Consider the following 20,850-nt stretch of genomic DNA (forward strand, 5'->3'; position numbering starts at 1 on the left):
GTGTCCTCCCTTGTCAGACGGTGTGTTTGCGGATGAGCGGCTCTACCCGTGCTGCCAGCTGCGCGAGCGCGCCCGGCTCGAACGGGGAGCGGAAGCCGGCCTCGGCCAGCAGATCCGTCCAGAGCTTTTCGCCGCCCTGCTGCGACAGGTGCAGGTAGCGGGCGAAGGCGTCGTCATAATCGTCCTGCGACGCGAGCAGGAACTGGAACGCCGCCGTCTGCGCCAGACAGTAGTCGATGTAGTAAAACGGCGTCTCGTAGATGTGCATCTGGTACTGCCAGCGTGTGCCGCGCTCGAGATACGGGATGCCGCTCTGGTCGATGTACGGGCGGTATTTCGCCTCCAGCTCCAGCCAGACGGCGTTGCGCTCGGCCGGGGTAAGGCCGGGCTCGGCATAGACGCGGTGCTGGAATTCGTCCACCATCGTGCCGTAGGGCAGGAAGCTGAGCGCATCGAGCGCGTGCTGGAAGCGGTAGCGCTCCGCGTCGCCCGCCTTGGGGAAGAAAGCGTCGAGATATGGCCAGGCGAAAAACTCCATGCTCATCGAGTGCGTCTCGGCGGTCTCCATGCCGCCGCAGCCGAGCTCCAGCGCGAAGCGGTTGTCCGCGATCAGGTAGGCGTTGAGCGCGTGGCCGGCCTCGTGCGTCACGACGTCCACGTCGCCGGACGTGCCGTTGAAGTTTGCGAGGATGAACGGCTGCCGGAATTTCGGGAACTCCGTGCAGTAGCCGCCGCCCCACTTGTTCGGGCGGGACTCCACGTCAAAGGCTTCGTTTTCGCACATCATGCGGAAAAATGCGCCCGGCACGTCGCCCATGGCATCGTACATCTTCTGCGCTGCCGCAAACAGGTCGTCCTTGCCGCAGGGCGTCGGGTCGCCGCCGGGGGTGAAAAATTCGTTGTCGTAGAGCCGGAACGTGTCGATGCCGAGACGCTTCGCGTTTTCCAGCCGCAGCCGGGACACGACCGGCACGATGTCGCGCACGATGTTCTCGCGGAAGGCCTGAACGGCCTGCACGTCGTAGCACATGCGCTCCATGCGGCAGTAGCCGAGCTCAATGAAGTTTTGATAGCCCATCTTTTTGGCCATCCGGTCGCGCACGTGCACGAGCCGGTCAAAGATATCGTCCAGCTGCGCGCTGTGCGCTTCCAGCGTCGTGCCGAGGGCCTCGTAACATTCCCTGCGTGTGGCGCGGTCGGCGCTGCGGGCGTATTTCATCAGCATCGGCCGCGGCAGCTGCTCGCCCCGGAAGGGGAAGAGCATGCCCGCCATGAGCTGGGCGTATTCGCTCACGAGCTTGTTCTCCTCGACCATGTCGTCGATGATCTCCGGCGACATGCTCCGCCGCTGCAGCTCCATGCTGCGCAGCAGGATCGGCGAGAGCGCCGTCTCGAGTTCTTTTCGAAACGGGCTGTCGAGCACGGCGGAGGTGTACTGCAGCGCGAGATTTTCGACCTCCGGGCCGATCTCGTCGTAGTAGTCCTTTTCCGCCAGATAAAACGGGTCTACGGTGTTGATCGTGTAGCGCATGTACGACAGCGACTGCGCCGTGGCGTACTCCGTCGTGAGCGAGAGATATTCCGCCCGCGCGGCGAGAATTTCCTCGACGCTCTGCGCTGCCTTTACGCGCTCGATCACGCGCTGCAGGCCCTCGGTCATTTCCTCGCGCGTCACGCGCCGGTAGGGGAGTTCGGATACTTTCATGCTTGCTCCTTTCCAAGTTCCGCGGCCTCGGGGTCCGTGCGCAGGGTCTGCCGGGCAAAGGCGAGAAACCGCTTCGCCGCCGGGGACAGCTCCTCCGGCGCGGGCGCGGCGATGCCGATCTCGGCATACTGCGGCGGATCGACCGGGAGGATCACGATGCCGGTCGTGTCCCAGCCGCGGGTGATGAGTTGGTTGTTCAGGCTCACGCCGAGACCGGCCTGCACCATGGCAAAGGTGGCGCGGCTGTCCACAGTCGTGTAGCGGACGTTCGGCGTGATGCCCGCGTGGGCGAACACGCGCGCGTTGTCCGTGTCCTGGTGCATATAGGTCGCAATGGTCGGCTCGGTCGCAAACGCCGCGAGCGGGAACGTCCTGCCTCCGGCCAGCGGGTGCTCCGGCGGCAGCCACGCGACCATGGGGTCGGCGTACAGCGGGATCCAGTCAAAGTCGCCCTCGCGGAAGCTCGTGATGCAGAAGTCGGCCGTGTGCTCGCACACGGCGCGCGTGAGCTGGCTGCTGTTGCCCTGCAGGACCTGCACCTCGATGCCGGGGTAAACTTCGCAAAAGCGGGCGATGCAGCGGCTGAGCCAGCCGTAGTACGCCCCGTAGACGCAGCCGACGGCGATCGTGCCGGTCTCGACGCCGCGGATCTCGGCTGCCTGCGCGTCGAGCAGACCGCTCCAGTGCGTCAGCTCCCGCAGCGTCGGCAGCAGCGTCCGGCAGGCGCGCGTCGGCTGCACGCCGCTGTGCGAGCGGCTCAGCAGTGGGAAGCCCAGCTCCTGCTCGAGCGCCGCCATCATCCGGCTCAGGCCGGAGGGGGTATAGTCCAGTTTTTCCGCCGCCGCCGAGAGGCTCCCGGCCTCGAGCACGGCCAGCAGTGCGCGGCATTTTTCCGTGTCCATAAGCTGCCTCTGTCCTTGCAGATTCCGCAAGGAACCGTTGAAACATTGTCTCTTTACGCAATGATATAACCGTGGTATCGTTTCGTCAAGACATTTTCGGGAGGAATACGGATGAAGACCCGGACCATGACGCGCACGCAGGCGGAGCTGCTGCTGGCGGCGGTCATCATTGCGCGCAGCACATCATATGTGCTCACAAAAGTCGGCTTGTAGGACATGGGCAAATTCACGCTGCTGGCGGTGCGGTTTTTGTTGGCGTTTGCATTTCTGGCGGCGCTGTTCCGGCGGCGGCTGCTGCAGATCGACCGGCGCACGCTGCTGAGCGATCTTGCCATGGGCAGCATCTATTTTTGCGTCATGACGGCGGAGCTCACGGCACTGAAAACCGTGGAGACCTCTACCGTGTCGTTCGTGACGAACACGGCCGTCGTCATCGTGCCGCTCATTCAGGCGGCGCTCAGCCGCCGCTGGCTGGAGCGCCGTGTGCTGTTCGGCGCGCTGGCGTGCCTGCTGGGCATGGCACTGCTGACGCTGCGCGGCGGTCTCACGCTCACGCCGGGCGTCGGGTACTGCATTCTGGAGGCGTTTTTGTATTCGACGGCCATCCTCGTGACCGACCGGCTCACGCACGCCGGAGCGGACCCCCTGCTGTCCGGCGTGGTGCAGGTGGGGTTTCTGGGCGCGCTGGCGCTGATCGCGTCGTTTCTGTTCGAGACGCCGCACCTGCCCGGCAGCGGCACGGAGTGGCTGGTCGTGCTGGCGCTGGCGCTCGTGTGCAGCGGCTTTGGCTTCACGCTCCAGCCGGTCGCGCAGAGCGGGACGACGGCGGACCACGCGGCGCTGTTTTGCGCGCTCAATCCCTTCGTTGCGGCAGCGCTGGGCGCGGTGTGCTTTCACGAGCACTTCGGCATTGTGGGCCAGCTCGGCGGCGCGCTGATCCTGGCAGGGATCGTCGTGTCCTGCTGGCCGCAGAAAACCGGCGGATGAAAAACAGAAAATGCCCCGGGTGCCAATGCATCCGGGGCATTTTCATGCTTATTCGTTCTGCGCCTGATAGGCACGCACATAGGTCACGAGCGTGTCAACGGTTTTCTCGATGCCGAGCTTGCCGCTGTTGACGACGAGGTCATAGCCGCGCGCGTCGCCCCACTTCGTGTCGCAGTAGTAGTTGTGGTAGGCCTTGCGGTCGCGGTCGACGCGGCGTATTTCCAGCGCCGCCTGATCGGCCGTGAGGGATTTTTCCTCCATGAGCCGCTGACGCTTCTGGTCGGGCTTGCCGGCGATGAACAGGTGCACGGCGTTCGGATTGCTGCGCAGGATGAAGTCCGAGCAGCGGCCGAGCACGACGAACGACTCGCCGCTGTCCGCCAGCTTCTGAATGTAGTCGAACGTCTCGTGTGCGAGTGCATCCTCCGGCGCGTTGAAGTTCTCGCCGATGCGGCGCGACCACAGCAGGTGCACCGGCTTCTCGTCATAGCGCGCGGCGTCCTCGGCGTTGAAGACACTGGCCAGCAGCAGCTCCTTATCATAAAACGCGATGCCGAGCTGTTTGGCGATCTGTTCGGCGATGTACTTGCCGCCGCTGCCGTGTTCACGGCCGACGGTCACGATGATTTGCTTCATGATGCGTTACCGCCTTTCTGATGTAAAATTACAGGTATCTCAGGAACAGGCATCCCAGCGAGACCGCAATGACCAGCACGGTGGCCGGGACGCAGTATTTGCAGTATTTGCCCCAGCTGATGGGGTGACCACTCTTGGCCGACACGGACGTGGCCACGACGTTGGCCGATGCGCCGATGGGCGTGGCGTTGCCGCCGAGGTCGGTGCCGAGCGACAGCGCCCAGGCGAGCACGGACAGATCCATGCCCTGCGTCGCCGCGATGGACTGCACGACCGGGACCATGGTGGCCGCGAACGGAATGTTGTCGATCAGTGCGCTGCACACGGCCGACAGCAGCAGAATGATGAGGATGACGACCTTGATGCTGCCGCCGCTGATATTCGAGATGAACTGCGCGATGAGCTTGAGCACGCCGGTCTGCTCCAGGCCCGCAACGGAGATGAACAGGCCGATGAAAAACAGCAGCGTCTTGTAGTCCACACCGCGGAGGACTTCCTTGACCGCAGCGCCGCCGTTGGTAAACACGGTCACGAGCAGCGTCAGGCACGCGACGATGACGCCGATGCACGAGACGGTCAGGCCGGTCTGTGCGTGCGTCACGAGCAGCGCGACCGCGATGAGAAACACGATCACATCCGCGACGAACGCCTTGCGGTTGGCGATGGCGGTCGCCGGAGCGGGGCAGACGGCGTCGGCCGGGCGGGCGGCCTCGCTCGCCTTGAGCGGCTTGCGGAAGCACAGCCAGAAGAAGATCAGCACGAACACAAAGCAGATGCCGATGATGACGCCGGTGTTTTTAATGAAGTCCGTGAAGGTATAGCCGAGCGCGGTGCCGATGATGATGTTGGGGGGATCGCCGCACATGGTGGCAGCGCCGCCGAGGTTGGCGCAGAAGACTTCCGACAGGATCATCGGGACAGGGTCAAAGCACAGGATCTGTGCCAGCTCCAGCGTGACGGTCGCAAGAAACAGCACGACCGTGATGCTGTCGATGAACATGGCCAGAAACGCGGACATGGCCATGAAGCACAGCAGCAGCGGCACGACGTGGTAGTGCGCGAGCTTTGCCAGCGACAGGCACAGCCAGCGGAAGAAGCCGGATTTGCCGAGGCCCTCGACCATGATCATCATACCGGTGATGAAGAAGATGGTCGACCAGTTGACGCCGGAGCTTGCGCTCTCCGAAGCGCCGTACCAGAAGTCAGTGCGGAAGATCGCACCGAGGTTCAGAGCATTTTTGATCGCGTCCCAGCTGTGCATGCAGATGCCGAACACGACCACGAGCACGAGGGCTGCACTGCCAAGGGTGACATACTGGCGCTCGAATTTGTCCATGATGATGAGCGCAAACATGCCGACGAAGATGACAGCCGCAAGGATTTGAGCAGTCATGGAAAGACCTTCTTTCTTGCTTGAAATTTGCGGGGAGTGCCGACGCAGAGGCATCGAAGAAAGAGGGTTGCTTCGCGGTGGTGTTCTTCCCCAACAGGAGAGGAATTTTAGCGCGCTCGATGGCAAAAGTCAAGGGCTTTTCGCAAATCTGAGCGGGTTCTTATCAGACTTTTCAATGCTTGATATTACAGGCATTTATAGGCGATGATCGTCGCGCCGCCCTTGCCCTCATAGCGCTTGATCTGATACTTGTTCGGGAAGGCGGCCAGCAGCTCCGGCAGCTTGCTGTAGCCGTAGGCGCGCACGTTGAAATCGGGCTTGACGCGCTTGATGTACAGCCCCGAGGAGCTGACGTTGACAAAGCCGTCGGCGTCCTGATACTTCTCGGACGCGATGTGCAGCAGGTTGTGGATCTCGCCGATATTGGGCTTTTTCGGTTCCGGCTCGGGTTCGGGTTCCGGCGTCGGCTCCGGCTCGGCGGAAGGCGCGGCTTCGGCAGCGGGCTTTTTCGTGCTGCGGGTGGTCTTTTTCGTCTTGCGGGCGGGCTTTTTGGCCGCGGGCTCTGCGGCGTGCTCGGCGGCTGCCGGCTTTTCGTCTGCCTTGGACAGGTAGTCGATGAGGATGAAGTCGTCGCACGCATTTTTGAACGACTCCGGCGTCGTCGTCACGCCGGCGCCGATGATGTACAGGCCCGACTCGCGCAGACGGATGGCCAGCGGCGTGAAGTCGCTGTCGCTCGACACGAGCACGAGCGCGTCATACATATTGTTGTGCAGCAGATCCATGGCTCCGATGACCATGGCGATGTCGGTCGTGTTTTTGCCGGCAACGTAGTCAAACTGCTGCTCGGCGCGGATGGCGAGGCGCTTGAGCTCCGGCTCCCAGTTTTTCAGCGAGTCCTTGCGCCAGTTGCCGTAGGCTTTTTTCACGACGATGCGGCCGTAGGCCGACACCTCGTGCAGCACGGCCTCCAGCTTGGACAGCTGCGTGTTGTCCGCGTCGATGAGCACGGCGATTTTCTGGAAATTTTCCATAGATATTACTCCCAAACCGCCCCGTGGGCGGTGATTTTTTCTCCATTATAACGTTTTTGCGCGCAAAATGCAACGAAAGCGGGGATCATGCCCCGCTTTCCCTGCGCGCCCTATGCGCCCTCGTCCGCGGCCGCCGGGCACTGGCGGCCGTTGGGGTCGATGCTCGTGTCGCCGGGGAGGATCATCTGCGAGATCGGGATGATGGAATACCCGTCGGCGATGAGCGCCTCAATGATCCCGGCCAGTGCCTCCGGCGTGTGCTCGGCCGCGTTGTGGAACAGCACGATGCTGCCCGGCTGCACGCGCGTGAGCACGCGCGAGGTGATCTCGTCGCTGCTCAGGCCCTTCCAGTCGAGGGAATCGACGTCCCACTGGATGACGTGCATGCCCAGGCCGTTGATGGTGCTCACGACCGTGTCGTTGTACTCCCCGTAGGGACAGCGAAACAGCGTCGGCCGCGTACCGGTGACGGCCTCAATTTTATCGGCGCAGGTGTTGACCTCCGTCTGGATCTGCTCGGCGCTCAGCTGCGCCATGTGCGGGTGCGTGGACGAGTGGTTCATGACCTCGTTGCCCGCGTCTGCGAGCGCCTTGACCGACTCCGGATATTTGTCCACCCATTCGCCCACGACGAAGAAGGTCGCGTGGACGTTGTACTTGTTGAGGATGTCGATGAGCATCTGCGTGTCCTCGTTGCCCCAGGCCGCGTCGAATGACAGACTCACGACGCGGTCGTCGCGCTGCACGCTGTAGATGGGCAGCACGCGCTTGGCCGCGCTCACGCCCACGATCGCGGGGCTGTTGACCGCCCAGAACATGAGCGCGATGGCCAGCACCATCGCGCACACGCTCAGCAGTTTCCGGTGTTTTCTGACGGCTTGCCGCACTTTGTACATTGCACCACCTCCGGCTTTCTGCCTTCATCCTATGAGCAGGGGGTGCGCGGTATGCGCCGATTGGTTTACATAACTTTTGCCCATGCGCAGAAAAAACGCCCGCACACGAAACGGTGTGCGGGCGCAAACGCTCAAAACAGGCCGGTGATGCGGCCGTCGTCATCGACGTCGATGTTTTCGGCGGCCGGGACTTTCGGCAGGCCGGGCATCGTGAGCACGTCGCCCGTGAGCGCGACGAGAAAGCCCGCCCCGGCGGACACGGTCACGCTGCGCACGGTCACGGTGAAGCCCGCGGGCGCGCCGAGCAGCGCAGGGTCGTCCGACAGGCTCGCCTGCGTCTTGGCGATGCACACCGGCAGGCCGCCGAAGCCGAGCGCCTCCAGCTCGCGGATCTGTCTGCGCGCGGCGGGCAGGATCTCCGCGCCCGCGCCGCCGTAGACCCGGCGCACGACAGCCGTGATCTTTTCCTCGACCGGTGCGTCGAGCTCGTAGGCAAAACGGAAACGGTTCTCCGTTTCGCACAGGCGCACGACCTCGCGCGCGAGCGCCTCGCCGCCGCGGCCGCCGTCGGCCCAGACGGTGGACAGCACGACGTTGACGCCCAGCTCCCCGCACAGCTCCGTCAGCAGTGCGATCTCGCGGTCGGTGTCGGTGGGGAAGCGGTTGATGGCCACGACGCACGGCAGGCCGAACGTGTCGCGGATGCAGCGCACATGGTGCAGCAGGTTCGGCACGCCGCGGCGCAGCGCGTCGAGATCCTCCGTGCCGAGTTCGTTCAGCGCCAGACCGCCGTGCATTTTCAGTGCGCGCACCGTCGCCACCACGACGGCGGCGTCCGGCCGCAGTCCGGCGAGCCGGCACTTGATGTCCAGAAACTTCTCCGCGCCGAGATCCGCGCCGAAGCCGGCCTCCGTCACGGCGTAGTCGCAGCGGTGCATGGCCATGCGCGTGGCGAGCACGCTGTTGCACCCGTGCGCGATGTTGGCAAACGGCCCACCATGCACGAACGCCGGCGTGCCCTCGAGCGTCTGCACGAGGTTGGGCTTGAGCGCGTCGCGCAGCAGCGCCGCCATCGCGCCCACGGCCTTGAGGTCGCGCGCCGTGACGGGTCGGCCGTCATACGTGTAGCCCACGATGATGCGGCCCAGCCGCGCCTTCAGATCGGCCATGGACTCTGCCAGGCAGAGTACGGCCATGATCTCGCTGGCGGCCGTGATGTCAAAGCCGTCCTCGTGCGGCACGCCGTTGGCCCTGCCGCCGAGCCCGCCGACGATGCAGCGCAGCTGCCGGTCGTTCATGTCCACGCAGCGCCGCCACGTGATGCGCCGCGGGTCGATGCCGAGGGCGTTGCCCTGCTGGATGTGGTTGTCGAGCATGGCGGCGAGCAGGTTGTTCGCCGCGCCGATGGCGTGAAAGTCGCCGGTGAAGTGCAGGTCGATGTCCTCCATCGGCACGATCTGCGCGTAGCCGCCGCCGGTTGCGCCGCCCTTGCGCCCGAACACCGGGCCGAGCGACGGCTCGCGCAGCGCGACGGCCGCGTCCTTCCCGATGCGGCGCAGCGCGTCGGCCAGACCGATGGTCGTGGTCGTCTTGCCCTCGCCAGCGGGCGTGGGCGTGATGGCCGTGACGAGGATCAGTTTGCCTTTTCCGCGCGGCGGCTGCCCGAGCACGGACAGGGCCACCTTCGCCTTATGGCGGCCATACGGCTCTATATCAGCATCGTCGATGCCGACGGTGCGTGCAATGTCACAGATCGGCTGCATCGTGCAGCGCTGGGCGATCTCCAGATCGCTTTGATATCCCATATAACCCCTCCCTTGGATGCGTGTACCCTTTATCATACCTGACGGCGGCGGGTTTGTAAAGCTTGACGCGGGGTGGATTTTCCGCTATCATGGGCCGGATGATGAGGTGATGACCATGCAGTATCTCTGCGCGCCGATGGAGGGCGTGACCGGCGACCTGTTCCGGCAGGCGCAGCGGCAGACGTTCCCCGCGGCGGACAGCTACTATACGCCGTTTCTCTCGCCGACGGCGAACCGCACGTTTTCCCCGCGCGAGCTGCGCGAGATCGAGCCTGCGCACAACGCGGGTATCCGTGTCGTGCCGCAGCTCATGGGCCACTGCGCCGAGGACTTTCTCTGGATGGCGGGGCAGCTCGCTGATATGGGCTACGACGAGGTGAACTTCAACCTCGGCTGCCCGTCGAACACCGTCACGGTGAAGAAAAAGGGCGCAGGTCTGCTCACGGAGCCGGATCTGCTGCGGCGGTTTTTCGACGCCGTGTTTGCCGCCTGTCCGCTGCCGGTGTCGGTCAAGACGCGGCTCGGCAAGACGACGGCGGAGACATTCCCCGCGCTGCTGGAGCTGTATAATGACTACCCGATCTGCGAGCTGATCGTGCACCCGCGCGTGCAGGCCGACCAGTATCACGGCCACCCGGATCTCGACATGTTTGCCTACGCGCTCGCGCACAGCCGCGCCCCGGTGTGCTACAACGGCGATTTGTTCGACGCTCCGGCCGTGCGCGCGTTTCAGGCGCGCTTTCCGACGGTGGAGCGCATCATGCTCGGCCGCGGGCTGGCCGCCAACCCCGGCCTTATCGGCCAGCTGCGCACGGGTGTCGAGCCGACGGCGGCGCAGTTTCAGGCGTTTCATGACCGGCTCTATGCGGCCACGAGCGCGCGCATTCCCGACCGGCGCGCGCTGCTGTTTCGCATGAAGGAGGCGTGGCGCTATCTCGGCTGCAGCTTCGCGGATGCCGAGCGGCCGCTGCGCCGCATCCGCAAGGCGCAGGACATGATAGAGTACGAGAGCGCGGTGCGCCAGCTTTTCGCGTCCTGCCCGGTGCGGGAGAATGCGGGCTATTTTGTCTGAAGATGCAGATATCCCCGGCAGCCATGCTGCCGGGGATATGTTTTTGTGTTCAGTTCTGGCTGTACCAGTCGCCGCCCGGCTGCGGGCCAGGGTTCGGCTGCCAGCCGTTGGGGGCACGGTCGCCCATGCTGCGCGGCAGGCTGCGGTAGAACGCGGCGCGCGACACGGTCATATACGGCGTGAGCCAGAGATAGCCGATGCCGGCGGTCAGCGTGGCCAGCAGCGCCCAGCCGATAAAGCTCAGGTCAAGGCAGAACAGGTCGCCCTTGCGCCCGTCCATGAGCGCCTTGGAGCGCTCGATGGCCTCCGTGGCCTGCATGCCCGGATTTTCGGCCATGATGTACGTCGCCATGGAGTAGCGGTAGGCGGCGACGATGCCGGGAATGACAAACAGCAGCGACCATGCGATCACCTTGAGCGTGATGAGCAGGTTGAGCACGAAGGCGTTGCCGAAGATGTCAAAGCCGGAAAACAGATCCTCAAACTGTGCCTGCTCGCCGTCGACCAGCTTCAGGCAGAAGCGGTTGTGGCCGATGGAGACGCTGCCGCCGATGACGAACTGCACCAGCGAGATCACCCCGGACACGGGGAGAAACACCTGCAGCGCGTGGCGCAGGGCCTCGGGATAGTACTGCGTCAGGTCGTCCCCGTTGATGGTGAGGCTAAATGACGGGGTGAAGCTGCTGCTCGTCCCGCCGAGGATGCTCGCCAGCAGCGTCACGCCGACGGCGAGCCACCAGTAATTTTTCAGCGCGCGGCGGGCCATGCCGCGGTAATCGGATGCGGAATACATAGGCGTTCTCCTTTCTGCCCTTACCAGGGCGTGCGGGTCTGCCCGTGCACGAGGTAGGCGTGCTCGGCCAGCTCCGCGAGCGGGCTGTCGCTGCGGGAATCGGAGTAAAACTCCGCGATCTCGACGTTGGGATAAGCCTCGTGCAGGCGGCGGACCTTTTCCGCACCGTGGCAGTTTTCGCCGTCGGTCTTGCCGGTGTGTTTATCCACGCGCGAGGCCAGCAGCCGCACGCCGAGCTTCTGCGCCGGAATGCGCACGAGAAACTCCGGCGAGGCGGAGATAATGATGTCGTCCGGTCGCTGCTGCGCAAGATACCACGGGTTTACGCGCGCAAAATTCTGCGCCCAGAACGCCTCCAGCTCCGCGTCCACATCGGGCACGCGGCGCAGAAAGCCGTACATCCGCTCCTTGATGGCCGTCTTGCTCACCTTGCCGAGCCAGTAGCCCGGCAGCAGGACCAGCGTGCCCAAAAGCGCCCGGATCACACCGGGATGCCGCCGCAGACACCAGCGCACGAACGCCACTGTGCTGTCCACGGGGAAGATGGTCTTGTCCCAGTCGTATACGTTGACTTTTTCCATAGGGCACCTCTCAGTACAGGGTGCCGGCCAGCTGCATATACGCGGCGGCAAAGGCCTCCCGGATGAAGTAATTGACGCGCATGGTCGGCAGCGTCGTCTCGGCAGCGATGCCGACGGGCTCTGCGCCCAGTGCCCGCACCATGCGTTTGGCGCGGTAGAGGTGGTATTCGCTCGTCACGATGCCGACGCCGTTCGCCGGGTCGTACCCCCGCGCACGGAGGATGGCGAACGAATTTTCCAGGTTCTCGCGCGTGGTGCGCGACTGATCCTCCTGCACGATGCGCGCGCTGTCGATGCCGTGCGCCGTGAGGTAGTCGGCCATGGCTTTGGCCTCTGTGATGTCCTCGCCCTCGCCCTGGCCGCCGGAGACGACGGCCAGCGCGTCCGGGTTCGCGCCCAGATACGCGAGTGCGGCGTCGAGCCGGTTGCACATCGACAGCGACGGTGTGCTGCCGTTGACGCCTGCGCCGAGCACGATGATCGCGTCCGGGTGCGCGTCCGTGTCCGTGCGCGCGTCGCGCACGACGGGGATCTCAAAGACCGCGAACACGATCACCCCTGCGCACACGAGCACGCCCAGCACGATGCGCCCCACGCGGTGCAGCTGTGGGAATAGAAATACCAGCACGGCGATGCCCCAGAGCGTGTAGCCCAGAAAGTCGTGCCCCGGCATCGCAAAACGCAGCACGCAGCCGGCGATGACGAGCACGATGGCGGCAATCAGAGATGTTTTGTGTTTCATTCGCACAGCGCCTCCCACGCCTCGTAGAGCGCCTCGAGCTGCGCATTGAGCGCCTGCTTTCGCGCATCGATCTCCATGAGTTTCTGATAGTCCGTGGCGTTGGCCTCGCTCTCGGCGTCGAGCGCCGCGAGCTGCCCCTCCAGCTTTTCGATCTCGCGCTCCGTGCGCTCGCGCGCTCGCGTGGTGTTCGGGGCGCGCTTCGGCTTTGGCTTCGGCTCTTTTTTGCGCTCGACGGCCTTGGCCGTCTGCTGCAGGGCGGTCTGGCGCGCGCGGTATTCGCGGAATTGCTCATACGTCCCGCGGTAGTCCGTGATCGTGCCGTTTTCAAGCAGCCAGATGCGGGTGGCGAATTTCTCGATGAAGTACCGGTCGTGCGATACGAACAGCAGCGCCTGTGTATAGTCGCTCAGCGCGTCCTCGATCCACTCGCGGCTGGCGATGTCGAGATGGTTCGTCGGCTCGTCGAGGATGAGGAAATTGATTTCCCGGCGCATGAGCATGCACAGCCGCAGCCGGGACAGCTCGCCGCCCGAGAGCGCCGACACGGGCTTGAGCACATCCTCGCCGCAAAAGCCGTAGGCGCCGAGCTGGTCGCGCGCCTCCTGCGGCGTGCACTTGCACTCGTAGAGCATCGTGTCGAGCATGGAGCGCTCCGGCACGGCAAAGCGGACGATCTGCGGCAGGTATGCCGTGCGCACGGACGGCCCGCGCTGCACCCAGCCGATATCCGGCGTCTCTTCGTTCATGACGAGCCGCAGAAACGTCGTCTTGCCGGCGCCGTTGTCGCCGATGAGGGCGATGCGCTCGCCGCCGGTCACGGTCAGGTCGAGGTCGTGAAAGAGCGTCCGCTCGCCGTAGCGCTTGCCCAGACCCGACATGGTCAGCACGTCGTCACCGCGGAATTCCTGCGCCGTGAAGTGCACGTTGAGCTTGCGTGCCTCGGTCGGCCGCTCGGTCGTTTCGAGCTTTTCCATGCGCTTTTCGATGGAAAACGCGCGCTTGTGCAGCTTGTCGTTGCCCATGAAGGCCCAGAGGTGCAGCTTGGCCGCCGCCTCCGTGAGCTGCTGGAGCTTGGCCTGATCTTTCTCGTATTTTTTGAGCTGCTCGTCAAAGCGGCGCTGCCGCTCGACGACGTAAAAGCTGTAGTTGCCGCTGTAAAACTCCGCCTGCCCGGACGTAAAGTCGATCGAGCGCTGCACGACGCGGTCGAGAAAATACCGGTCGTGGCTGATGACGAGCACCGTGCCGCGAAAATGCAGCAGGTACGCCTCCAGCCACTCGGTCGCGCGCAGGTCGAGGTGGTTCGTCGGCTCGTCGAGCAGGAGAATGTCCGTGTCCTCGAGGATGAGCCGCGCGAGGTTCACGCGCGTTTTCTCCCCGCCGGAGAGACTGTCGAACGGCTGCGCGCGCATCGCGGCCGGGATGTCCAGACCGTTGGCGACGCGGTTGCGCTCGTGCTCCATGTCGTACCCACCGAGACGGCGGAAATTTTCCGACAGGCGGTCGTACTCCGAGAGCAGGGCGGGGGAGTCGTCCGTCGCCATGCGCGCGGTGAGCTCGTTCATGCGAGCTTCCATATCGTAGAGCCGCCGGTGCGCCTCGCGTAGCACGTCCTCCGTTGTCCAGCCGTCAGGGTAGACGGGGATCTGCGAGATCAGCCCCAGCCGCCGCCCGGAGGCGATGGACACGGTGCCGGCGTCCGGCTGCAGCTCGCCCGAGAGGATGCGGAAAAACGTCGTCTTGCCGCAGCCGTTGCGCCCGAGGATACCCACGCGCTCGCCGGCGTTGACGTCGAATGTGATACCTTTTAATATATCGTTGCCCTGCTCAAAGCCCTTGACGAGCCCACGGACGGATAGATCGATCATGTGTGACTCCTAAATTACTTGTTCACGGCCGCCTGCAGCACGGTGTTGGCCACAGCGCCCGCATTCGTCAGGCCGCCGCCGGCGTTCTCCACCAGCACGACGAAGGCGTACGGGTGCGCATCGTCGAGCAAAAAGCCCGTGAACCAGGCGTGCGACGTGCCGTCACCCACCTCGGCGGTGCCGGTCTTGGCGCAGAGGTTCAGGCCCGGGAAGCGGTTCGTGCCGTAGTGGGCCGAGACGTTGTAGTTCATCATGTCGCGCAGCTTGTTGGCGGTCGCGGTGCTCAGCAGGCTCGTGGTCGAGCCGCTGGGTGTGTCGAGCAGCAGCGATGGTTCCACGACGCTGCCGCCGTTGGCGATGGCCGAGACATAGCGCAGCATGGAGTACGGGCAGATGAGGTCCTCATACTGGCCGATGCCCGACCAGGCGAGATTTGCGCTGCCGGACGCACCCTTGGTGAAGCTGCCGGCCATCGTCGGGATGCCGCTCAGCGACTGGGAATCGAGGAAGCCGAACTTCTTGGCGTAGCTCTCGATGGTGTCCGCCCCTAGCTCGAGCGAGATCTGCGCGAACGCGCAGTTGCAGGAGTTTGCCAGCGCGTCCTCAAACGTCTGGCTGCCGTGCACGCCCGTGCACTTGACGGTCACGCCCGCCACATCGACGCTGCCCGCGCACGTAAAGCGGCGGCTGTCGATGTCCTTGATGTTCTCGATCGCGGCGGCGGAGGTGATGAGTTTGAAGATGGAGCCCGGCGTGAACGAGCCGTTGATGCAGCGGTTGATGTATGCGCCGTCCGGCACGTCGCCGTCGCTGCTGGGGTCGATGCTCGGGCCGGAGGCCATGCACAGGATCTCGCCGGTCTTGTAGTTGCTCACAAGCACCGCACCCTTGCGCCCGGCGAGCGCCTCATAGGCGGTCACGCACAGGCTCGAATCGAGCGTGAGCGCGACGGTGTGCCCGTCGGTGGCGTAGGTGCCGGTGATGGGGTTGTAGCCCGACAGCTGCTTGGAAAATGCCTTGAGCGCGCCAGTGCCGACGTTGCCGGTGTAGTCGCCGACGGCCTGATAGCAGGCCGTGCGCACGGCGGCGTCATCGGCGTAGCTGCGCGAGCCGCCGTTGGCCGTTGCGAGCACGACGCCGCTGCGGTCGGTGAGCGTGCCGGTGCTGAGCACACCGCTGGTGTAGACGCTGCTGTTGGCGGCGAAGGTCGCCCACTCGGCGCCGTGTTCGATGTAGCGCACGATGTACACGCCGATGCCGCCGAGCACCAGCACGGCGACGAGCAGCGCGCTCATGGCGCGGCGTTTGACTTTGTTCATGCCTGCGCCTCCTTTTTATTGCGCGATGGCAGCCGCACCACGAAGCTCGCACCGCGTCGGGTGTCTGCCGCCTTGATATAGGCCAGCAGCATCCAGCACGAGAGCATGCTCGACCCGCCCTTGGACACGAACGGGAACGTCACGCCCGTGAACGGCAGGATATCGAGCACGCCGAACACGTTGAGCGACATCTGCACGAGCATGAGCGTCACGGTGGCGCAGCCGGCGATGACGTAGTACGACGAGCGGCCCTGGGCCGCATTCTTGACGGTGAAGATGGCGAGGGCGATGATGGCCAGCATCGCGCACAGCGCCACGATCAGGCCGAGCTCCTCGCACAGCATGCCGAACACCATGTCGGTGTTGGCAGCAAAGATATTTTTCAGCCAGCCGCAGCCTGCGCCCTGCCCGAACAGACCGCCGGAGGCGGCCGCGCTCAGCGCGCGCGTTTGCTGGAAGCCCGCGCCAGAGACGTCCTCCCACACGTGCCCCCAGGTGGCGAAGCGCTGCGCCACGTGCGGCTTGATGCTCAGCACCAGCGTACCCGCCATGGCGGCGGACGCCACGGCCAGCAGCACGGTCGCAATGCTGCCCGAGCGCATGAAGGCGATGACGAGGAAAGTCGCAAAGAAGATGAGCGCAGAGCCAAAGTCGCCCATCAGCGCCAGCCCGCCCACGCAGATGGCGGAAAAGGCGATGAACAGCAGGATGCTCTTGCTGCGGAACATCCGGTTGATCGACGTTGCGCCGACGTAGATGAACGCGACCTTGATCAGCTCCGACGGCTGCAGGGAAAAGCCCGCGATCGTCAGCCAGTTTTTCGCGCCGAACACCTCGCGCGCGGCGAACAGGTTCAGCGCCAGCAGTGCCAGCGAGATGATGGCCGCCGGCCAGCGCAGCGCCTTGACATGGCTCAGGTCGCGCAGCCACCAGCCGAGCAGGAAAAACAGCGCGATGCCCACGATGATGAGGATGATCTCCTTGGTCAGATCGTCCGGCGTGCTCGTCGCGCAGATCTCGAGCCCGAGCGTGCACAGGAAAAACGCGATCGTCTCGACCTCGAAGCCCGAGCGGTCCATCGTGCGCATGAGCACGTAGCAGAACCACTGCGTGAGCGCGAGGGCTGCAAACGACATCAGAATGCCCAGCAGGTGCGCGCTGTCGGCCGAGGACACGAACTCCAGCGCCAGCAGCAGCTGAAACACCGTCAGGAAAAACAGCGTGCCGCCGGCGGAGACCTTCCGTCCGGCGATCGTGCGGCGCTGCTCCTGCACGGCGCGGCGCTCTTCGCTCATGTCGGCGAACTTGAGCATGTGCGTCGAGCAGCGGAGAATGTCGCCGCTGAACACCTGCGTCGGCTCGGTGATCTGTTCGCCGTTGAGGTACACGCCGCCGCTGCGGCTCAGGTCACTGACGGTCCACTCGCCGGCGTCGTTGCGCATGAGTACGGCGTGGACGTTGGCCACGTCGGGATAGGGCAGCGTGATGTCCGCGCTGCGGGCGCGGCCGATCAGGCACTCCCAGTGCAGCAGGGGATAGACCTTGCCGTCCGGCGTGACGAGATGACCCCAGGTCTCCGGCTCGGCGCGGCCGTAGAACATGGACGCGACACAGCGGATGAGCACGATGAGCGCGATGACCGGCAGAATGAAGTGCGCGGCCTGCGCGGCATAGGCAGTTACGGCAGACACGGCGTCCGCCTCCTTTCCGAAGCTCCCGCGCGGGGAGCGGTACATTTATAATACAGCGATGAAAAATCAAACCATTATACCACGGCAAAAATCCATTGACAACCACTGCCGGGCATCCTACAATGAACCTATGATGAAACAGACGAAATTTTGGGTCCTTTTGTTCGCCGCGCTCGCCATTTTGGGCGGCGGCGCATTTTTGCTGCTGCGCGGCCATGGGCAGACGGGGCAGACGGCCGTCATCCGCATCGACGGCGAGGTCTATCAGCGCATCGACCTGCGCGCCGTGACCATACCATATGATATCGAAGTGCAGACCGACTGGGGCACGAACACCGTGCACGTCGAGTCGGACGGCGTGTCCGTCACATATGCCGACTGCCCGGACCACCTGTGCGTCCAGCAGGGGAAGATCACTACGTCGGCCATCCCGATCGCCTGCGTGCCGCACCACCTGACGGTGCAGATCGAGGGGTCGCCATGAAGGGGACGAAGCGTCTGGCCGTTCTGGCCATGTTCACCGCCATCGCGCTGACGATCTTCGTCGCCGAGGCGCAGATCCCGCCCGTCGTGCCGATCCCGGGCGTGAAGCTCGGCCTTGCCAACATCGTCACGCTCATTGCCATGGCCCTGCTCGGCCGACGGCAGGCGGGGGAGATCCTGCTCGTGCGCATCGTGCTCGGCAGCGTGTTCACCGGCGGCGTATCGGCGATGCTCTTCAGCATCGCGGGCGGCGTGCTCGCCTATCTCGTCATGTGCCTGACCATCCGCCGCCTGCCGGAGCGGCTGCTGTGGGTCGTGAGCGTGCTGGCGGCCTTCGGGCACAACGCAGGGCAGCTGCTGGTCGCCGTCTGGGTCACGGGCACGCCGTCCATTCTGGTGTATGCGCCCGCGCTCGTCGCGGCGAGCGTGATCACCGGGGCGTTCACCGGCGTGGCCGCCATGTATCTCGTGCGTGCGCTGCGCAAAACGGGGCATTTTCCGCAGGCGTGAGATGACTTCGTCATGATTTTGTAACATTTTCGCGCCCCGAGTTCTTAAAATGTTCGGCAATTAGGAAGCCGCAGTTTTTGGGAAACTGCGGCTTTGTTGTGCAAATACGACAAAATGCGCGGAGAATATATAGTAATATACATCAAAAACACACGCGAAAAGATTTCGGAAATGTTAAATCTGTTTTAAGTATTGACTTCCGGCAGGCGGCGCGCTATAATGCATCCGCGAATGAAAGATGGGAAGATTTAGGCTGGTATCAGCCGGTTACACAAATCCTTTTTTCTTCCCGCGCCGGGGTGCCCCGGCGGAGCTTTCCGGACGATTTTTGATGCTTATGAATGCTTTTGATAAACCTGTCCAATCGAATACGGAGCAGGCGGGGCGCGGCCATGGGTTCGCGCGGATGTTTGACCGCGTGTGCGCGTTTCTTGATGAGTGCGTCGGCGGCGCGTCGGCGCTGATCGCCGCCTGTCAGAGCGTGGCTGACCGGTTCTGGCACAGCAAGCTGTATTTCCCGGTCTGCTTTCTGATGCTCGCGGTGTTCATGGCGGCCGGACTGCCGGTCGTGGGCGGCGTTCTCGTCATGTCCACGCTGATCTTCCTGCTGCTGTTTTGCGACGATCTGCTGAGCGTCCTGTTCCCGGTCGTGCTGCTGGCCATGGTGGGCACGGAGTTTTACGATGAGCTCTACAGCCTGCTTCGCTTCTGGTGGATCGGCCTGCTGGCAGCGGCGGCGCTGCTCGTGCACATCGGTGCTTACGCCCGCGCGCCGCGCAACGGCGGCTGCCTGCACGGCATGGTGGCCGTGTCGGTCGCAACGCTGCTCGGCGGCCTGGGCTTCATCTCCCGCGAGGAGTATTTCGCGCCCACGGCGCTGTACTATTCTCTCGGCCTCGGCGTTGTGATGCTGCTGGTCTACCTGCTGTGCCGCAGCGAGGCGGACCGCACGCGCGACTATGACGTCGCCGAGCGGATGCTGCAGATCCTTTATGCCGGCGGTCTGTTCACAGGCTTTGTGGTGGCGCTGTTTTATGCGCGCCATATGCAGGAGTTCGTGCAGGACTTTTCCACGATCTATTTCAAGTACCGCAATTTCAGCGCGACGATGCTGCTCATCTCGCTGCCCGCCGTGTCGTACTTTGCCGCGCGTGACCGGCGGCACTTCCTCGCGGTCGCGTTTTTGTACTTCATGATGCTCATGACCGGCTCGCGCAGCGGCCTGATCTTCGGTACGGCAATGCTGCTGCTGTGCCTTGCCTATGTGTATTACTGCAATCCCGAGCGCCGCGCGGTCTATCGCCGCGTCGGGCTCATCAGCCTGATCCCGGCGGTCGCGCTGCTCATCGCGCTCGTGCCGCGGCTGTTCGCCTCGCGCATGGTCGACGGTGCGCTCATCTCCCCGGATGACAGCCGGTACACGTTTTTCATCCAGGGCCTGCTGGACTTTGTGAAGAATCCGCTCTTTGGCTGCGGTCTTGGCTCGATGCACAATGCGCCGATCTTCCTCGGCGTGGAGGGCAGCATCGTCTGGTACCACAACCTCATCGCGCAGATCCTCGGCAGTATGGGGCTTGTCGGCGCGGTCGGCTATGGCTGGCTGTTTTATGACCGCGTGCGCCTGCTCTGGCGCAAGCGCAGCCGCATGACGCTGGCGTTCGCACTGTCCTACTTTGCCATGCTGCTCATTTCCATGACGAATCCGGGCATGTTCTGCCCGATGCCGAATGCGCTGCTCATGGTGGCCATGTTTGTGGTCGTGGAGCGGCAGCCCGATACCGCTGCGGCGCCGGTCAAGGCCGGCATCGCCAGTGCACCGGAAAGGAGATTGTTCTGATGAAACGTTTTCAGCTTCTTACGACCGCAATTTTTCTGTTCTGCACGCTTCTGATCGCCGGCTGCACCGGCCGCGGCGTCGAGGCGCAGGCGACCGCCGCCCCGGAGGCGACGCCGACGGCCACTGCAGATATTATGTCCGGCATCCAGACTGGCGACAGCGCCGTCAACAAGATCCTGGCCGGCACGTGGACTTTTGAGCGCACGGACGCCGACAAGAAGACGGATGAGGGCAGCGCCAGCCAGATCCTGCCCAGCACGGACACCGGCGCCAAGGAGACCACGGACGTCAAGGAGCCCGGCACGATCCGCGAGCTGACGTTCCGCACCAACGGCACGGGTACTTACACGGATGCCAACGGCACGCCGCTGGCTTTCGAGTTTGCGCTCAACGGCGACAACCTGACGCTCGCGCTCGAAAACGGCACGGTGCAGATGTTCCGCTGCACGCTGGAAAACGGGCTCATGTACCTCACGCCGATGAGCAACAACGGCGCGTATCAGGCCTTCACCGATGTGTTCCGCCAGACGCAGAGCACGTCCGGCGAGACGGCCAACTGAATCACCCGGATCCTCCCGGCCGGACGCTCAGAGCGT

The 20,850-nt window shown here is 64.1% G+C and carries 19 protein-coding genes; 6 read left to right on the forward strand and 13 right to left on the reverse strand.

Features of this window, described 5'->3' with window-relative positions; translation table 11 throughout:
* Positions 1-13 precede the first annotated feature (13 nt).
* Together OGM61_05040 and OGM61_05045 are read right to left on the reverse strand one after the other, a co-directional pair.
* Positions 14-1,705 carry a M3 family oligoendopeptidase gene (locus tag OGM61_05040; protein UYI85443.1) on the reverse strand — a complete coding sequence of 564 codons (1,692 nt, stop codon included), beginning with the start codon at positions 1,703-1,705 and terminating at the stop codon, positions 14-16.
* On the reverse strand, positions 1,702-2,607 hold the full coding sequence (locus tag OGM61_05045) for a LysR family transcriptional regulator (protein UYI85444.1): 906 nt from the start codon (positions 2,605-2,607) through the stop codon (positions 1,702-1,704). Before OGM61_05045 ends, OGM61_05040 begins: the two co-directional genes overlap by 4 nt.
* A gap of 216 nt (positions 2,608-2,823) precedes the next feature.
* Here OGM61_05045 and OGM61_05050 point away from each other — a divergent pair, with 216 nt between their 5' ends.
* Complete coding sequence (locus OGM61_05050) at positions 2,824-3,594, forward strand: DMT family transporter (protein UYI85445.1); 771 nt, start codon at positions 2,824-2,826, stop codon at positions 3,592-3,594.
* 48 nt (positions 3,595-3,642) lie between these two features.
* On the opposite strand, the gene OGM61_05055 is transcribed toward OGM61_05050, so the two are convergent.
* The 5 genes from OGM61_05055 to OGM61_05075 form a co-directional block, all read right to left on the reverse strand.
* Positions 3,643-4,230 (reverse strand): cytidylate kinase-like family protein, encoded by a 588-nt coding sequence (locus OGM61_05055; protein ID UYI85446.1) that lies wholly within the window; start codon positions 4,228-4,230, stop codon positions 3,643-3,645.
* A gap of 28 nt (positions 4,231-4,258) precedes the next feature.
* Positions 4,259-5,623, reverse strand: a complete 1,365-nt coding sequence (locus OGM61_05060; protein ID UYI85447.1) for an SLC13 family permease — start codon at positions 5,621-5,623, stop codon at positions 4,259-4,261.
* Between the two features lie 185 nt (positions 5,624-5,808).
* A complete protein-coding gene (locus OGM61_05065) occupies positions 5,809-6,657 on the reverse strand; it encodes an NYN domain-containing protein (GenBank protein ID UYI85448.1) in 849 nt (282 codons plus the stop codon).
* Between the two features lie 110 nt (positions 6,658-6,767).
* Positions 6,768-7,553, reverse strand: a complete 786-nt coding sequence (locus OGM61_05070; GenBank protein ID UYI85449.1) for a polysaccharide deacetylase family protein — start codon at positions 7,551-7,553, stop codon at positions 6,768-6,770.
* A 131-nt stretch (positions 7,554-7,684) separates the two neighbouring features.
* Positions 7,685-9,358 carry a formate--tetrahydrofolate ligase gene (locus OGM61_05075; protein ID UYI85450.1) on the reverse strand — a complete coding sequence of 558 codons (1,674 nt, stop codon included), beginning with the start codon at positions 9,356-9,358 and terminating at the stop codon, positions 7,685-7,687.
* Between the two features lie 115 nt (positions 9,359-9,473).
* Between OGM61_05075 and OGM61_05080 the strand changes: the two genes are divergently transcribed.
* Complete coding sequence (locus OGM61_05080; GenBank protein UYI85451.1) at positions 9,474-10,430, forward strand: tRNA-dihydrouridine synthase family protein; 957 nt, start codon at positions 9,474-9,476, stop codon at positions 10,428-10,430.
* A 49-nt stretch (positions 10,431-10,479) separates the two neighbouring features.
* On the opposite strand, the gene OGM61_05085 is transcribed toward OGM61_05080, so the two are convergent.
* Genes OGM61_05085 through OGM61_05110 form a run of 6 tightly spaced genes read right to left on the reverse strand, consistent with a single transcriptional unit; the run spans position 10,480 to position 17,424 of the window.
* Positions 10,480-11,223 (reverse strand): DUF975 family protein, encoded by a 744-nt coding sequence (locus OGM61_05085; protein ID UYI85452.1) that lies wholly within the window; start codon positions 11,221-11,223, stop codon positions 10,480-10,482.
* 20 nt (positions 11,224-11,243) lie between these two features.
* A complete protein-coding gene (locus OGM61_05090; protein ID UYI85453.1) occupies positions 11,244-11,804 on the reverse strand; it encodes a haloacid dehalogenase-like hydrolase in 561 nt (186 codons plus the stop codon).
* Between the two features lie 10 nt (positions 11,805-11,814).
* The gene (locus OGM61_05095; protein ID UYI85454.1) at positions 11,815-12,546 is read right to left on the reverse strand and encodes a YdcF family protein; all 732 of its coding nucleotides are present in this window, start codon (positions 12,544-12,546) and stop codon (positions 11,815-11,817) included.
* Positions 12,543-14,414 (reverse strand): ABC-F family ATP-binding cassette domain-containing protein, encoded by a 1,872-nt coding sequence (locus OGM61_05100; GenBank protein UYI85455.1) that lies wholly within the window; start codon positions 14,412-14,414, stop codon positions 12,543-12,545. Before OGM61_05100 ends, OGM61_05095 begins: the two co-directional genes overlap by 4 nt.
* Before the next feature lie 14 nt (positions 14,415-14,428).
* Entirely contained in the window at positions 14,429-15,733 is a 1,305-nt protein-coding gene (locus OGM61_05105) for a penicillin-binding transpeptidase domain-containing protein (protein ID UYI85456.1), read from the reverse strand.
* Positions 15,730-17,424, reverse strand: a complete 1,695-nt coding sequence (locus tag OGM61_05110; GenBank protein ID UYI85457.1) for an FtsW/RodA/SpoVE family cell cycle protein — start codon at positions 17,422-17,424, stop codon at positions 15,730-15,732. Before OGM61_05110 ends, OGM61_05105 begins: the two co-directional genes overlap by 4 nt.
* 133 nt (positions 17,425-17,557) lie before the next feature.
* Between OGM61_05110 and OGM61_05115 the strand changes: the two genes are divergently transcribed.
* The 4 genes from OGM61_05115 (at position 17,558) to OGM61_05130 (ending at position 20,814) form a co-directional block, all read left to right on the forward strand.
* Entirely contained in the window at positions 17,558-17,908 is a 351-nt protein-coding gene (locus OGM61_05115; GenBank protein ID UYI85458.1) for a NusG domain II-containing protein, read from the forward strand.
* Positions 17,905-18,417 carry a Gx transporter family protein gene (locus OGM61_05120; GenBank protein UYI85459.1) on the forward strand — a complete coding sequence of 171 codons (513 nt, stop codon included), beginning with the start codon at positions 17,905-17,907 and terminating at the stop codon, positions 18,415-18,417. Before OGM61_05115 ends, OGM61_05120 begins: the two co-directional genes overlap by 4 nt.
* Before the next feature lie 337 nt (positions 18,418-18,754).
* Positions 18,755-20,254, forward strand: coding sequence for an O-antigen ligase family protein (locus tag OGM61_05125; protein ID UYI85460.1), 1,500 nt, complete (start codon positions 18,755-18,757; stop codon positions 20,252-20,254).
* On the forward strand, positions 20,254-20,814 hold the full coding sequence (locus OGM61_05130) for a lipocalin family protein (GenBank protein UYI85461.1): 561 nt from the start codon (positions 20,254-20,256) through the stop codon (positions 20,812-20,814). The genes OGM61_05125 and OGM61_05130 overlap by 1 nt, the downstream gene beginning before the upstream one ends.
* The last annotated feature ends 36 nt before the right edge of the window (positions 20,815-20,850 follow it).

This window comes from Clostridiales bacterium (assembly GCA_025757645.1).
GTDB lineage: Bacteria > Bacillota > Clostridia > Oscillospirales > Oscillospiraceae > CAG-103.

Bases quoted from the DNA above. Each gene is read 5' to 3' on its own strand.
- OGM61_05040 (UYI85443.1), bottom strand. From the start codon at position 1,705: ATGAAAGTATCCGAACTCCCCTACCGGCGCGTGACGCGCGAGGAAATG.
- OGM61_05045 (UYI85444.1), bottom strand. From the start codon at position 2,607: ATGGACACGGAAAAATGCCGCGCACTGCTGGCCGTGCTCGAGGCCGGG.
- OGM61_05050 (UYI85445.1), top strand. From the start codon at position 2,824: ATGGGCAAATTCACGCTGCTGGCGGTGCGGTTTTTGTTGGCGTTTGCA.
- OGM61_05055 (UYI85446.1), bottom strand. From the start codon at position 4,230: ATGAAGCAAATCATCGTGACCGTCGGCCGTGAACACGGCAGCGGCGGC.
- OGM61_05060 (UYI85447.1), bottom strand. From the start codon at position 5,623: ATGACTGCTCAAATCCTTGCGGCTGTCATCTTCGTCGGCATGTTTGCG.
- OGM61_05065 (UYI85448.1), bottom strand. From the start codon at position 6,657: ATGGAAAATTTCCAGAAAATCGCCGTGCTCATCGACGCGGACAACACG.
- OGM61_05070 (UYI85449.1), bottom strand. From the start codon at position 7,553: ATGTACAAAGTGCGGCAAGCCGTCAGAAAACACCGGAAACTGCTGAGC.
- OGM61_05075 (UYI85450.1), bottom strand. From the start codon at position 9,358: ATGGGATATCAAAGCGATCTGGAGATCGCCCAGCGCTGCACGATGCAG.
- OGM61_05080 (UYI85451.1), top strand. From the start codon at position 9,474: ATGCAGTATCTCTGCGCGCCGATGGAGGGCGTGACCGGCGACCTGTTC.
- OGM61_05085 (UYI85452.1), bottom strand. From the start codon at position 11,223: ATGTATTCCGCATCCGATTACCGCGGCATGGCCCGCCGCGCGCTGAAA.
- OGM61_05090 (UYI85453.1), bottom strand. From the start codon at position 11,804: ATGGAAAAAGTCAACGTATACGACTGGGACAAGACCATCTTCCCCGTG.
- OGM61_05095 (UYI85454.1), bottom strand. From the start codon at position 12,546: ATGAAACACAAAACATCTCTGATTGCCGCCATCGTGCTCGTCATCGCC.
- OGM61_05100 (UYI85455.1), bottom strand. From the start codon at position 14,414: ATGATCGATCTATCCGTCCGTGGGCTCGTCAAGGGCTTTGAGCAGGGC.
- OGM61_05105 (UYI85456.1), bottom strand. From the start codon at position 15,733: ATGAACAAAGTCAAACGCCGCGCCATGAGCGCGCTGCTCGTCGCCGTG.
- OGM61_05115 (UYI85458.1), top strand. From the start codon at position 17,558: ATGAAACAGACGAAATTTTGGGTCCTTTTGTTCGCCGCGCTCGCCATT.
- OGM61_05120 (UYI85459.1), top strand. From the start codon at position 17,905: ATGAAGGGGACGAAGCGTCTGGCCGTTCTGGCCATGTTCACCGCCATC.
- OGM61_05125 (UYI85460.1), top strand. From the start codon at position 18,755: ATGAATGCTTTTGATAAACCTGTCCAATCGAATACGGAGCAGGCGGGG.
- OGM61_05130 (UYI85461.1), top strand. From the start codon at position 20,254: ATGAAACGTTTTCAGCTTCTTACGACCGCAATTTTTCTGTTCTGCACG.